The organism is Dethiobacter alkaliphilus AHT 1, from assembly GCF_000174415.1.
GTDB lineage: Bacteria > Bacillota > Dethiobacteria > Dethiobacterales > Dethiobacteraceae > Dethiobacter > Dethiobacter alkaliphilus.
The window spans coordinates 36,813-50,837 of sequence record NZ_ACJM01000013.1 but is presented as its reverse complement, the minus strand read 5'-3'; the positions used below and the strand labels follow the sequence as shown (position 1 = coordinate 50,837).

General features: G+C 51.1%; 13 protein-coding genes. 2 read left to right on the top strand and 11 right to left on the bottom strand.

What is annotated here, in order from left to right; genetic code table 11:
* Nucleotides 1–44: 44 nt before the first annotated feature.
* Both dprA and eam read right to left on the bottom strand, forming a co-directional pair.
* Entirely contained in the window at nucleotides 45–1,118 is a 1,074-nt protein-coding gene (gene dprA / locus DEALDRAFT_RS11820; RefSeq protein ID WP_008517727.1) for a DNA-processing protein DprA, read from the bottom strand.
* A 213-nt stretch (nucleotides 1,119–1,331) separates the two neighbouring features.
* Nucleotides 1,332–2,582 (bottom strand): glutamate 2,3-aminomutase, encoded by a 1,251-nt coding sequence (gene eam / locus DEALDRAFT_RS11815; protein ID WP_008517726.1) that lies wholly within the window; start codon nucleotides 2,580–2,582, stop codon nucleotides 1,332–1,334.
* A 169-nt stretch (nucleotides 2,583–2,751) separates the two neighbouring features.
* Here eam and DEALDRAFT_RS11810 point away from each other — a divergent pair, with 169 nt between their 5' ends.
* Nucleotides 2,752–3,807 carry a polysaccharide deacetylase family protein gene (locus DEALDRAFT_RS11810; protein WP_008517724.1) on the top strand — a complete coding sequence of 352 codons (1,056 nt, stop codon included), beginning with the start codon at nucleotides 2,752–2,754 and terminating at the stop codon, nucleotides 3,805–3,807.
* 36 nt (nucleotides 3,808–3,843) lie between these two features.
* On the opposite strand, the gene DEALDRAFT_RS11805 is transcribed toward DEALDRAFT_RS11810, so the two are convergent.
* Both DEALDRAFT_RS11805 and DEALDRAFT_RS11800 read right to left on the bottom strand, forming a co-directional pair.
* On the bottom strand, nucleotides 3,844–4,143 hold the full coding sequence (locus DEALDRAFT_RS11805; RefSeq protein WP_008517722.1) for a hypothetical protein: 300 nt from the start codon (nucleotides 4,141–4,143) through the stop codon (nucleotides 3,844–3,846).
* A 172-nt stretch (nucleotides 4,144–4,315) separates the two neighbouring features.
* The gene (locus tag DEALDRAFT_RS11800) at nucleotides 4,316–4,642 is read right to left on the bottom strand and encodes a hypothetical protein (RefSeq protein WP_008517720.1); all 327 of its coding nucleotides are present in this window, start codon (nucleotides 4,640–4,642) and stop codon (nucleotides 4,316–4,318) included.
* A gap of 140 nt (nucleotides 4,643–4,782) precedes the next feature.
* Between DEALDRAFT_RS11800 and DEALDRAFT_RS11795 the strand changes: the two genes are divergently transcribed.
* On the top strand, nucleotides 4,783–5,097 hold the full coding sequence (locus DEALDRAFT_RS11795; protein ID WP_008517719.1) for an alpha/beta-type small acid-soluble spore protein: 315 nt from the start codon (nucleotides 4,783–4,785) through the stop codon (nucleotides 5,095–5,097).
* Nucleotide 5,098: 1 nt separating this feature from the next.
* On the opposite strand, the gene DEALDRAFT_RS11790 is transcribed toward DEALDRAFT_RS11795, so the two are convergent.
* The 7 genes from DEALDRAFT_RS11790 to DEALDRAFT_RS11760 form a co-directional block, all read right to left on the bottom strand.
* Nucleotides 5,099–6,097, bottom strand: coding sequence for an isocitrate/isopropylmalate dehydrogenase family protein (locus DEALDRAFT_RS11790; RefSeq protein ID WP_008517717.1), 999 nt, complete (start codon nucleotides 6,095–6,097; stop codon nucleotides 5,099–5,101).
* A gap of 88 nt (nucleotides 6,098–6,185) precedes the next feature.
* Entirely contained in the window at nucleotides 6,186–7,109 is a 924-nt protein-coding gene (locus DEALDRAFT_RS11785; protein ID WP_008517715.1) for an oligopeptide/dipeptide ABC transporter ATP-binding protein, read from the bottom strand.
* Nucleotides 7,102–8,058: an ABC transporter ATP-binding protein gene (locus DEALDRAFT_RS11780; RefSeq protein ID WP_008517714.1), complete on the bottom strand. Its 957-nt coding sequence runs from the start codon at nucleotides 8,056–8,058 to the stop codon at nucleotides 7,102–7,104. Before DEALDRAFT_RS11780 ends, DEALDRAFT_RS11785 begins: the two co-directional genes overlap by 8 nt.
* Nucleotides 8,051–8,893: an ABC transporter permease gene (locus DEALDRAFT_RS11775; protein ID WP_008517712.1), complete on the bottom strand. Its 843-nt coding sequence runs from the start codon at nucleotides 8,891–8,893 to the stop codon at nucleotides 8,051–8,053. The genes DEALDRAFT_RS11780 and DEALDRAFT_RS11775 overlap by 8 nt, the downstream gene beginning before the upstream one ends.
* 17 nt (nucleotides 8,894–8,910) lie before the next feature.
* Nucleotides 8,911–9,861, bottom strand: a complete 951-nt coding sequence (locus DEALDRAFT_RS11770) for an ABC transporter permease (RefSeq protein WP_008517710.1) — start codon at nucleotides 9,859–9,861, stop codon at nucleotides 8,911–8,913.
* On the bottom strand, nucleotides 9,861–11,465 hold the full coding sequence (locus DEALDRAFT_RS11765; RefSeq protein ID WP_008517709.1) for a peptide-binding protein: 1,605 nt from the start codon (nucleotides 11,463–11,465) through the stop codon (nucleotides 9,861–9,863). The genes DEALDRAFT_RS11770 and DEALDRAFT_RS11765 overlap by 1 nt, the downstream gene beginning before the upstream one ends.
* Before the next feature lie 134 nt (nucleotides 11,466–11,599).
* Nucleotides 11,600–13,552, bottom strand: coding sequence for an acetoacetate--CoA ligase (locus DEALDRAFT_RS11760; protein WP_008517707.1), 1,953 nt, complete (start codon nucleotides 13,550–13,552; stop codon nucleotides 11,600–11,602).
* Between the last annotated feature and the right edge of the window lie 473 nt (nucleotides 13,553–14,025).

Below are 14,025 nucleotides of genomic sequence, written 5' to 3'. Positions count from 1 at the left end.
ACAATAGATTATTACTAATACTACTTACACCAAAAGTTGGCAGACTATACACGCAAAAAAAAGTTTCCCGGCAATTTCCGCAAAAGACCGGCCAGTTCCAGCTCAACCAATGTGGCGGCTAACTGCGGTGCAGGCAGGCCGCACCGGTCTGCTATTTCATCAAAATGCGCCGGTTCATACTGCAGCGTCTCCAATACGGAGGCCTGGGTATCAGACAGTTGCACCGCTTTTGTTGCGGCAGTTTCCTGCTCTGACATACCAAGTGCCGCCAGTATATCGGCAGCCTTTTCGGCCATGGCTGCTCCTTCTTTTAGCAAACGGTGGCACCCCCGGCTATAAGGGCTGTTTACGTTGCCGGGCACCGCAAAAACCTCCCGGCCGTGCTCCAGGGCACAATCGGCAGTAATTAACGCACCGCTTTTTTCCGCGGCCTCCACCACCACCGTGGCCCGGGACAGGCCGCTGATAATACGGTTTCGCAAAGGAAAATGGCCCGGTTTAGGCTGAGTTCCCGGCGGAAATTCGCTAAGTATTATACCACCGGAGACTATTTTCTCCCTTAGCTTAAGGTTTTCCGGTGGATAGCAGACATCGGGGCCGCATCCCAGAACTGCAATGGTGGGGCCGCCTGCACCCAGGGCACCGGCGTGTGCCCAGGTATCTATACCGCGGGCCATACCGCTGACCACCGTAATCCCGGCGGCGGCAAGCTGCCCCGCCAGCTTCAGCGCAGCATTCTTTCCGTACTCAGTGGCTTTTCTGGAACCCACCATGGCCACACAGGGGGTGGACAACACGTCAATGTCTCCCCGGTAATATAAAACGGCAGGCGGATCATAAATCTCCGCCAACAGCAGCGGGTATCCGGCACAGGCCAATGTCAAAACGCCAAACCCGGACCCATGCACCTCTTCTGCCACCCGGTGCGGATCCAGCCCTTCACGTTCATCACAAAGAGCCCGAGCCGCCTTCACCGGCAAGCCCGCAGCCAGTAAATCATCCATTGATGCCAAAAAAGCTTTCTCAGCAGTACCAAAATATGCGATGAGCCGCAGAATTCGTCTTGCCCCCAGTGTCGACACCTTGCTCAGCGCAACCCAGAAAGGTAAATCCCGCATAACCCTCACCTCCGGCACTTTCCATATCATTCTACGAATGGCGGATGATTCCTTCTTATGCAGATATTGCGACAACAAAAAATAGCATGCTTATTCAGTTCCCTCTACGCGTGTATATTAAAACGGGTTACCTAAGCAGCTTCGCAAACTGCGAAGCGTTATAATTTCCGGTAGTACAAAAAACTACCGGATTAGCTCCGGCAGTTTTTAATCTTATTCTCTGTTGTCATACTCAAATACACGGTTTTCCCAGGTACGGATAAAGATTTTGTCACGGCCGGAAGAAATAAGGTATTCCGGCAGCATCGGTGTTTTACCGTAACCTTCCGGAGCATTAACAATAAAGGTGGGAATGGCCATGCCGGAAGTCTGTCCGCGCAAATGTTCCATAATTTCAATACCCACTTCAACCCGGGTGCGGAAATGAGCGGTTCCGGTAACGGCTTTGGCATGGAAAATGTAGTAGGGGCGAATCATTACCTGCAGCAGCATATGATTCAGCTTTTTCATAACATGGGGGTCATCATTGACACCGGCCAGAAGTACTGCCTGATTGCCCAGGGAAACACCGGCCCTGGTCAGTTTGCGTGTGGCTTCTGCCACCGCAGGAGTCACTTCGGCAGGATTATTAAAATGGGTATTAATATACACCGGTGAATGTTTTTCCAAGACAGCACACAATTCATCGGTGACCCGCATGGGCATGGTCACCAGTGTACGGGAACCCAGTCTCTTGATTTCCACGTGGGGAATATTATCCAATTCGGTCAAAAGCCAGTCAATAATCTCTTCATTAAGCATTAAAGCGTCTCCGCCGGTAAGCAGCACATCCCGGATTTCAGGATGATTGCGCACATAATCCAGAGCAGCCTGCAAATCTTCCCGCGCCGTCATGCGGTCCACTTCACCAATATTGCGGCGGCGCTGACAATGACGGCAGTACATGCCGCACTGGTTGGTTACGTTAATAATCAGTCGGTCCGGATAGCGCCGGGTAATGGCAGGAGCCGGCGAAGTATACTGTTCACCCATGGGGTCGTCTTTGCCCACCGGATTTAATAATTCTTCGGTGGCAGGAATAGCCTGGCGGCGCACCGGACAGTTGGGATCATCGGGGTTCATCAGGCTGAGGTAATACGGGGTGGTGGCCCAACGGTTTTTTTCACCGACTTTTCTTACCTCCGCCGCTTCCTCTTCATTTAACTCCAACAGTTCAATCAGATCCTCCACCTTGTTAATACGGCTTCTGACCTGCCAGTGCCAGTCATTCCAGTCATCGTCGCTGGCGTTGAGGTGTGCTTTTATCTTTTTCTGACGCTTTTGGATTTCCTCCCACTGCGTCATACCATCAGAGATTTGAGGTCTGGCTTCCAAATAGGCATCAATGCGTCCTTTAAGCTCCGCAGCCCGCTCATTGGCCATGGCCCGTTTTTGTTCATCTTGCAGACAATCTTTATCAGACATATTCTCACTCCTCCATTTTAATCAAGGATACTTATGTAAAAGACTATCTTTTTCAGTATAACACAACGATATTAAATCTTCAAAATATACTGCTATATATTCCCACACATCAATTTCAGATTGACCTCTGCATGACTTATGCGGTACTGTTAAAGTGAGGTGAAAAACATTGAAGAAACTTATCCTGATTCTTGGCCTGATATTTCTTGTGGGCTGCCAGCAAACTACCGGCCTGCCGGAGCAGGGGGAAAACCAAGAATTGCCAGACGATCCCCAGGAGAATTATCAGCAAGATGCTAAACCGGAAGAGCCGGAAGAGCCGCAGGAAGAACTGGATTTTCAGGCCGTCCGCCCCAATGAGGCAGGCCAGGTAATGGTCTTAATGTACCATGAAATCGGCGGCACCGAATCAACCTGGCGCCGCACCACAGAAAACTTTCGTCAGGACCTAAAAACCCTGTATGACAAAGGATACCGCCCCGTAAACTTAAATGACTATCTGGCCGGCCATATCGACATCCCTGCGGGAACCACCCCGTTTATACTAACCTTTGACGACGGCACGGCGGGGCAGTTCAGGTTCCTGGAAGACGGAGACCAACCCACCCTGGATCCAGACAGTGCCGTGGCCATAATTCTGGAAATGGCTGAGAAATATGATGATTTTAACCCGGCGGGTACCTTTTACATTTATTATCCGGTGCCGTTTCGACAGCAGGCTCATATTCAAACTAAACTTGAGATGCTGGTGGAATGGGGGTTTGAAATAGGCAACCACACTTATGGGCATGAAAACCTGCGCAATATTTCCCCGCAGGAAGTGACCGAAGCGCTGGCCCGTCATGTCCGCGCCACCCAAAGCTATCTGCCCGGCTATGAAGTAAACACACTGGCCCTGCCCTACGGCGCACTGCCGGAAGATGACAGCCTGCTGACCGAAGGGACCTGGGAGGATATCACATATAAAAACGACGCCATTTTGCTGGTTGGTGCCAACCCCGCACCTTCCCCGTTCTCGGAAAAGTTTAATCCCCTGCGTCTGCCCCGGGTGCGGGCCGACGGTACCGAGCTGCCCCGCTGGCTTGAATACTTTGAGAACAACACTCAGGCCCGCTACATCAGCGACGGCAACCCGGACAAAGTCACCGTACCCCGCCATTTAGAAGAAAATATCAACGAGAAAAGCCTGGGTGACCGTGCCATACGCACTTATCAACCAGACTGATCCCTGGGAAGTAAAAAAAGGCTCTGTTGAGCCTTTTTATTTTTGTTTCAGCACTTCACCCTCAAACTCTTCAATAATCTTCTGTGCCTGGGACTGATCATGCTGCTTGTCCACACCAACAAGCAAATAGGCGCCGGGGCCGGGCCTGGTTTCAAACAGAGCGCTGGACAAGTCCGGCAGAAAACCCACCATCAATGAGGATACACTCAGATCCCGGTCCGGCAGGTCATTATCTACCTTTTGCACCGAAGCAACGTAACCTTTATCCCGTAGTTGGTGCATTGCCTTATCTGCCTTATCTTCCTTGTCAAAAAATGCAAATACAGCTTTGTCCACTATTTTCTCCTCTCCCTTCTGCAGTTTTTTTAAGTCTAACATATTCGCCGGCAAATAATATTAAGCCCATCTTAAAAATCAAAAAATGAGAACCTGAAACGGTTCTCATTTTCTCATTGCACCACAATATCTAGTTTGTTTTGAGACTTTGAGAACCGTCCCCGGAGTCTCATCATGGATTTTTAGGGGGTTCATTTTGCTCCAGGAGTTCGCCGTCAAATTGCTCAATTACATCATAAACTTCCACCTCGCCCTGGTGTTCATTTAGGCCCACAAACAGATATACTCCTTCCCTGTCTGTGTAGCGGGACTGAAACAGGGCACGGGTCATGTTAGGTAAAAAACCAACCATTAATGAAGAGACACTCATATCAGGATTGGGTGAGCCCTGATCCGCTTTTTGGATGGAGGAAATATACCCCCGGTTACGCAACTCGTGCATGGCTTGCCTGGCATCTTCATCGTCATTAAAAAACGCGTATATTGATTTGGCTACCACTTTAATCACTCCACATTTTTTATTAGTTTGCCAAGCACAGTTATAAATTATGTTGCAAGCATTTCTCAGCTCTAGCCAATTTTGTCTTGGATATACGTTGTTCTACGGTAAAAACTAGATTTAAAGGAGGTGTAAAAAAAATGCCAAGGAAGAAAAACAGAAAGCGCCTGGTTCCAGGTGCGGAACAGGCGCTTGAAAAGTTCAAAATGGAGATTGCCGGCGAGCTGGGCATCCTGGACGGAAGCCCGGGAATGACGCTGGAATCTGCCTTGGAAAAGTATAAACATGAGATTGCCGGCGAACTGGGCATCGACTCCTACATCAAGAATCAGGGCTGGCAGGATGTATCCTCCGGCAAATGTGGAGCCGTGGGCGGACGCATGGGCGGACGCATCGGCGGCAATATGGTGAAACGGATGATAGAAATGGCTGAAAAACAAATGTCAGGCCAATAGCCTAACCCATTTTTGCCACAACGGCCTCAGCCATCTCCATACCTTTGGCACTGCCGCCCAGGTCATAGGTGACGGTTTTCCCTTCCTTAATAACGGCGGCCAGAGCTTTTTCCACCCGGTCTGCAGCTTCCTCTTCGTTGATATAGCGAAGCATTAGAACCGCAGATAAAATGAGGGCGGTGGGATTTACTTTATCCTGTCCCGCATACTTAGGCGCACTGCCGTGTACCGGTTCAAACAGGGCATAATCTTTGCCGATGTTGGCACCGGGGGCCAGTCCCAGCCCGCCTACCAGCCCGGCACACAAATCGGAAACAATGTCGCCGTAGAGGTTGGGCATTACCATGACGTCGTAGAGCTCAGGCTTTTGCACAAGCTGCATGCACATATTGTCTACGATGCGGTCTTCAGGCTCAATGTCGGGATAGTCTTTGGCAACTTCGTTGAAAACGGACAAAAACAGCCCATCGGTACATTTCATGATATTTGCTTTATGGACCGCCGTAACTTTACGGCGGTTGTTTTTCTGGGCATACTCAAAGGCAAAATGGCAAATACGCTCGCAACCTTTGCGGGTAATAATCTTAATACTTTCCGCCGCATCTTCACCCACCATGTGTTCGACGCCGGCATACAAATCCTCGGTGTTTTCCCGGACCACTACCAGATCAATATCTTCATAGCGGGAGCGAATCCCCGGATATGTACGGGCCGGGCGCAGGTTGGCAAACAGGTCCAGCTCTTTGCGCAGCGCTACGTTAATACTGCGAAAACCAGAACCCACCGGAGTGGTGAGCGGGCCCTTAAGAGCGATTTTATTACGCCGGATAGATTCCAGGACAGTTTCCGGCAGCGGAGTACCAAACTCCGGGATAGCACTTTCACCGGCCAGGTGTTCTTCCCATTCAATGGCCACACCGGTGGCGGCAAGAATTTTTTTGGTGGCCGCCGTAATATCGGGACCAATCCCGTCTCCGGGGAGTAAAGTAATTTTGTGCATTGGTTTATCCTCCTTGTTTCATATATGCTTGTCCAAATATAACTTATATTATAACAAAAACCATTGTTACCTGTAAATGCTAGTTTTTTTATCCGGCCAGATGACAGGCTGCCAGATGTCCGGGAGAGATCTCCGCAAACCCCGGCGGAATACGTTTGCACTTTGCCACCGCAGCCCTGCAGCGCGGATGAAAGCGGCATCCCGAAGGAGGTTTAACAGAATCAGGCGGGTCACCGTAGCCGGTAAAATCTTTGCGCAGCCGGGGATCGGGCAGTGGATGTGCCTCTAAAAGCATTTCCGTATAGTAGTGCCCGGGTTTGGCAAAAACATCAGCTACCGGCCCCTTCTCCACAATTTTTCCCATATACATTACCATTACCCGCGAGCAGACATGACGAACAACCGCCAGATTATGGGAAATCATCACATAAGCCAGGCCGTATTTTTTCTGCAGGTCACCAATCATCTGCAATAATTGCGCTCCCGTGGTCACATCCAAAGCCGACACCGGCTCATCCAGCACCACCATTTTAGGTTGCATAATCAACGCCCGTGCCAAAGCAACCCGCTGTCGCTCTCCGCCGCTCATCTGATGGGGAAACCTGTTAACATATTCGGCAGTCAAACCAACCGCAGTTAACGCATCCATGACGGCTTGCAGTCTTTCTTTTTTGTTTCTCTCTCCGTGTATAACCAGGCCTTCCTCCACCAGCTTCCCCACCGTCAGACGGGGGTTTAGCGCCGCTGAACTGTCCTGGAAAACCATTTGTATTTCACCCACAGGACGCCCGGTGGCCGGTTTTTGGCCAATATATAACCGGCCCTGCCGGTGCGGGAGAAGCCCGGCCAGGACTTTACCTAGAGTGGTCTTGCCTGACCCGGATTCACCCACCAGGGCCACCGCCTCACCGCTTTGCACATTCAGGGAGACCCCTTCCACCGCCTTGACCCACTTATGGCCTGCAGGGTAACCGGCAAACAGGTTCTTTCCTTCAATTATATATTCACTCATTAGCGTCTCCTTCTGCTGCAAAATGACAGCAAACCGCCCGGGTAGGAGATATTTTTTTTCGTCCCGGCCATTCCTGCAGGCACTTGTGCTGCCGCCTCCCACACCGGGAGGCATAAGAACATCCCTGGCCCCACAACCCCTCCATCACAGGCTTCCGTTGAGTATAAAGGGGTCTATCCAGCCTGGGAACCGAGGCCAACAGTGTCTGTGTGTAGGGATGAAGGGGATGGTCGAACAACTCCCCCACTGCAGCTTCCTCCACAATTTCACCGGCGCACATCACCAATACCCGGTCTGCCAGTTGGGCTATAACGCCCAAATCATGGGAAATAATCAGCAGTGAAGCCTGCTGTTGATTGACTATACGGCGCAAAAGGCCCAGTATCTGGGCCTGTACCGTAACATCCAAAGCGGTGGTGGGTTCATCGGCAATTAAGAGAGAGGGATTACAACAGATTGCGGCAGCTAACATTACCCGCTGTTTCATCCCGCCGCTTAACTGGTGCGGGTATTGCCGCACCCGCAGCTTTGCCGGGCCAATCCCCAAAGACTTGAAAACCTCAATCACCTCAGCTTCCGCTTCCCTCTCGGTCAGCCCTATGTGGATCCGGAGAACTTCTCCCACCTGAGAACCAACCGGCAGCAAGGGATTAAGGCTTGAGGCCGGGTCCTGAAAAACAATGCCCATTTCCCTGCCGCGCACGTTCTGCCAGTCTTCTTCCCGGCCAGGCCGAAGTCTCCGCCGGCCAAAGAAAATCTCACCGCCCGCCAGAACATCCGGGGGCAGCAGGCCTGCTATGGCCATGGCCGTCAGGCTTTTTCCACTGCCGCTTTCTCCCACAATGCCCACCACTTCCTGCTTCTGCAGGGAAAAAGTTACGTTTTTTACAACCCGGCCATCTTCATTGCCCGAGGAAAAACCGATATTCAGGCCTTCTACCTTAAGCACGGGCATCCCTCCGTTTAGCGGCACGGGGATTATATCGTTTACGCAACCCTTCCCCCGTCAACTGAAAGGCAAAGACTGTGATAAAGATAAACAATCCTGGAAAAGTGGCATACCACCAGGCATGGCGCAGATAAAGCTGGGCATCCCGCATCATGTTTCCCCAGGTGGGAACAGGTGGTTGGATGCCCAACCCGAAATAACCCAGTCCGGCCTCGGTCATGATGGCGGCCGGCACACACAAAGTGGCAGCCACCAGTATGGGGCCAAAGGCATTGGGTAGCAGATGGACAAATAAAATACGCAGATGCGTTGCTCCCAGAAGCCTGGCTGAAGCGGTAAAATCTGCTTCCAGCAGTCGCATTATTTCACCCCTGACCAGGCGGGCCACACCGGGCCACCCGGTGCCGCCGATTACCAGAATCACCAGCCACAGCGCCGGTTCAAAGATGGCTACCAGGGTAAGAATCAGAAGCAGTGTGGGAAAAACCAGCACGATATCGGTAAAACGCATTATCAACCGATCCACAATCCCCCCCAGGTAACCGGCTGCTCCTCCCAGAATGGTACCCACAGTAACAGACAAAAAGGTTGCCAAAATCCCCACCGCCAAAGAAACGCGGGCCCCATATAGCACACGGCTGAATACATCCCTGCCCAGCCGGTCGGTACCAAAAATGTGCACCTCATCGGGAGAGCGCAGCCAGTTGTCCGCATCGGTAACATACGGGTCATGGGCGGTAATTACCGGAGCAAAGACAGCCAACAGGCAAAGAAGGGCCACAATGGTCAGTCCCATAACCAACTCCACTATTCCACTTTTTTTGTGTGGGCGCATAAAAGAACCCTCCTGCCTCAATGATTAAGTCTTAGCCGGGGATCAATTACCATGTACAGCACATCGGCCAGAAAATTGGCCAAGGCCACCAGCATGGCGGTATACATGTTCACCGTCATAATAACGGGGTAATCGCGGGCCAGGGTAGATGTAATGATCCAGCGGCCCAGACCGGGCCAGGAGAATACATTTTCCGCCACCAAAGCACCGGTAAACAACATGGGGATTGATAAGGCGGCCACGGTAACAATGGGCACAGCGGCGTTGGGCAGGATATGACGGAAAAGAATCTGTTTTTGCGTTAATCCTCTGGCCCGGGCGGCTCGGACAAAATCCTGCTCTAAAATTTCCAGCACAGCTCCCCGTACATAGCGGACATAATGCGCAAAGCCGGCCACAGCCAATACTGTCACCGGCATAATCATATGAGCAACCAAATCCAAAAACCCTTCACCTCCGGGAGTGCGCATTCCCACCCCCGGCAGCCAGGCCAGGCGATAAGAAAACACCATGATAAAAAGCATCCCCAGCCAAAAACCCGGCATGGAGATTCCCAAAAGTGAGACTGCCCCCACCAGCCGGTCCAAGAGCGACCCCTGGCGGATGGCGGCATAAATGCCGCACACCACAGCGGTCGCCAATGCCAAAAGGAACGAACTTACCGTCAGGAGCAAAGTGGCAGGCAGTCTTTCTGCTATCAACTCCACCACCGGTCTGTTATAGATCAGCGAGTTGCCAAAATCGCCCCGCAGCATGCGGCTGACCCAGGAGACATATTGTGCCGGCAGAGGCTGATCCAAATCCCGTAATTCCAACCAGCGTTCCACCGCCGTGGGATCCAGGCGAAGCTCAGGATTGGCCTGTAGGGGATGGCCGGGAGCGCTATGCATAATAAAAAATGTTGCCACCGTCACCCCCAAAAGCACAATAACGGTCTGGGCCAGTCTGCGTAACACCAAAAGGGTCATCAGTCATCCTCCCGCATTGGCCAGTGCCACTCATGCACATTGTAAAACAGCATTTCCGGATGCGGTGTAAAAGAGGTTAAATCCTTGCTGACGGCATGAACGGCCTGTCGCGAATACAGCCAGATGATGGGTGCATCCTCCACTATAATCTGCTGAGCACGACGGTAAATTTCACTGCGACTTTCTTTGTCAACGGCGGCTGCCCCTTCCTCCAGAAGCTGATCCACCTTTTCATTTTTATAACCCAGAGTGTTTCCCGCACTTTCGGAGTGCCAGTGGAAGGTAAGGTCCGGATCGGCATCGGCACCGCGGCCCAGAGCCACTAAATCATAATCACCTTCCCGGTATGCAGCCAGAAAAGCCTCCCATTCCAAAAGCTTAACTGTAACGTCCACGCCAATTTTTGCTGCCTGTTCCTTAAATATGAGGGCGGCATTTTCCCGCACCACATTCCCCGCATTGACAATCAGAGTTAAATCCAGGGAGCCGTTGCCCGACTCCACCAGGAGATTGCGCGCTGCCGGCAGATTCTCCTCAAAGACGGTAAACTCTTCGTCATAGGCAAAATGCAAAGGCAATAATGGCCCGTGCAGAGGCTCTCCGTAGCCCAGCAACAGATTTTCCACCAGGCCCTCTTTATCCAAAAGCATAGATAGGGCAGTACGCACTTTTTTATCGGAGAGCACCGAATCTTCATCACTGATATTCATGCCGATATAATCATAGACCAAACGGGGATTTTGCTGAATGCGAATCTCCTGATCGGTGGCCAGGGTGTGAATATCCTCCACTTTCACCGCGGTGGGAATCATGTCCAGTTTTCCTGCCAGCAGTTCAATGAGCTGTGCCTCCGGATTGGTAATCACCCGGTAATAAATGTTTTTGATTTGCGGCTCTCCCAGAAAATAATCCGGATTTGCCCGCACATGCAGGTATTCATCCTGACGCCACTTTTCCAGCAGATAAGGCCCCACCCCCGGCTCCGCCGTGCGCGAATAAGGATGCTCTTCCAGTTCACTTACCCTGGTCTTTGCCAACACATGGGAAGGCAGCGGCGCAAAGGTCAGATACGTTAAAAACGGGGCATGAGCCTGCTTCAGTTCTATCTTTAGGGTCAAATCATCCACAACGGTTATGCCCTCAATTTCCCCGTCGGCATACTCTCCCTCATGTTCCTGGCGATACTCTTCTGCTCCCGCGATGTACTGCATAAGCGGAAACATCCAACCGGTATAATCGGGATGGGAAATCGCCCGCAGGGTAAAGGCCACATCCTTTGCAGTAAGAGGAGTCCCGTCGGACCAGAAAACATCTTCATGCAAAGTAAACTCATAGACCAGGTTGTCCCCTTTTTTCTCCCAGGAAGCAAACAAACGGGGTTTGGGTTCCAATGTTTCCGGATCTGTGGTCACCAGAGGCGCGTGCAACAGCGTTGCCGCCTCAGCTGATACCGCATCTCTGAGAAACAAAGGGTTCAGGTTAATTGGGTTTGCCAGTGCCGCCACATGTAAATCTCTGGGCTCGGCCTCCGGCGTGCTATTGACACATCCTGCTGCTATCAACAAAAAAAGTACCGCCGTTATGTATAAAATTGTCCGGCGCATTGGACCACCCCCTCTTCAAAACCATACGCTGCAGATTATAAAAAAATGACAAAAAAAAACCAGACAAGAGACGGTTCCCTTGCCTGGGGGTGATGCATTTATGCATTTGGCGTTGATGTGTGATTACATCAGCATTAAGCCGATAGCTCGGGGATGTCTTTATAAAGATCCAACGCCTCCGGATTGGCCAGGGCATCCTTGTTGGGGACATCTTCTCCATGGATAACCCGCTTTACGGCAATCTCCACTTTCTTACCGTTAATGGTGTAGGGGATATCGGTAATCTGGATTATGCGCTCCGGCACATGGCGCGGGGTGGCGTTTTTGCGGATATTGGTCTTGATTTCTTTAATCAAATCCTCGCTAAGTTCGGTGCCATCCTCCAGTTTTACAAACAAAACAACACGAACGTCATTATCCCATTCCTGGCCCACAACCAGACTGTCGGCCACCTGGGGCATGGCCTCCACCTGACGGTAAATCTCCGCAGTACCAATCCTTACACCGCCGGGATTTAAAGTGGCATCTGAGCGGCCGTAGAAAATCATGCCGCCGTTTTCCGTTACTTCCACGTAATCGCCGTGATGCCAGATGCCGGGATACGTTTCAAAGTAGGCGCCCAGGTATTTTTTATCGTCTTCATCATTCCAGAAATAGATGGGCATGGAGGGAAAAGCTGCGGTGCAAACCAACTCACCCTTTTCCCCCACCACCGGCTTTCCTTCCAGATCATAGGCTTCCACCTTCATACCCAAACCCCTGCACTGCAGTTCACCGGAGTAAACCGGGCCATTGGGGTTACCCAGGGCAAAGCAGGAAATGATGTCTGTTCCGCCGGAGATGGACGAGAGGCACAGATCTTCCTTAATATCGCGGTAAACATAATGGAAACTGTCCACTGACAGAGGTGAGCCGGTGGACAAAATGGCTTTTAACGGCTCCAGGTCATAGTTTTCCCTGGGCTTTACGCCAAATTGCTCCGCTGCGGAGATGTACTTGGCACTGGTGCCAAAAACGGTAATCTCCTCATCCATGGCCAGCTTAAACAGGGCGCCAGGCTCGGGATAGAACGGCGAGCCGTCAAAGAGCACCACCGTAGCCCCCACCGCCAGCGAAGAGACCAACCAGTTCCACATCATCCAACCGCAGGTGGTGAAATAAAAGATGGTGTCTTCACGGGACAGATCGGTATGGAGAATCAGCTCTTTTAAATGCTGAATCAGCGTGCCGCCGGCACCGTGCACAATACACTTGGGAACTCCGGTGGTCCCCGATGAATACATGATATAGAGGGGATGCTCAAAGGGCAGCTGGGTAAATTCTATTTCCAGCCCCTGCTCTTTGGCAAGAAAATCATCCAGCATCACCGCTCCCCGAATTCCGCCTAAATCCGGATTAGATTCGGTATAAGGGACAATCACCACTTTTTCCACTTCCGGAATGGACTTGGTTATTTCGCTCACCTTTTCCAGGGAGTCAAATTTTTTGCCGTTGTACGAATAACCGTTGGCGGCAAACAGCACCTTGGGTTGAATTTGCCCGAAGCGGTCCATTACGCCCTGGAAGCCAAAATCCGGTGAACAGGATGACCAGATAGCCCCGATACTGCTGGCAGCCAGCATTGCCGCCACAGTTTCTATCATATTGGGCATAAAACCGGCCACCCGGTCTCCAATGCCTACCCCATGCTCCCGTAGCGATTTGGCAAGCCGCGCAACCATGTCATAAAGTTCACGGTACGATATACGCCGCTGTTCATCAGCTTCCCCTTTAAAAACCATGGCAGTACGGTCATCTCGAAAACGCAGCAGGTTCTCGGCAAAATTCAACCGGGCTCCGGGGAACCATTCACTGTTAAACATATCATCCAAATTATCAACCACACGGTCATACGGTTTGGAAGCCACAATCCCTCCGTACTCCCACATCAATGCCCAGAAGTCTTCAATATTTTCAACAGACCAGGCATACAGCTCATCATATTCGCTGAAATTTTTGCCAAACCGGTCATTAACCAACCTCATAAAGTCCGTCATGTTGGTTTGTTCTTTGCGCTCAGGACTGGGTTTCCATAGCGGTTGTTTCATAAGTATCCTCCTCCTTCTCTTTATTAACCCGGACGGGCCTCTCCTACAGTAATTTTGCAATAATCATGCCAAGCAAAAAAGGCCTAATTTACGGTGTTTATCCTTTATCTCAGTTAATATATATGTATAAATGCATCATCATTTCCATTCTCTTTTGAGAGCCATGCTTACGTCACTCTTTGACAAAAAGTTTGATGTTTGATAAAATTTATTATTGGAAATACTAAATAGTTTTAGCTTGTGGTGAAGTACCTTTAGGCAGTAGGCGCTTTGCGAGCCGGCAAATGCTTTCATGACTCAGGCAGACAAAGCAGTTGCAGGTAAGCAAAGATTACGGGCCAAAACCTAAACGGGAAAAACGACATGAGAACTGGGGTCTGCCAAAGTTCGTGAATCACGGGCTTGGATATGCTATGTCAGTGATGTGGCATAAGGCGAGTCAGCAATGGCGAAGTCTAGGCACTCTAACTCTC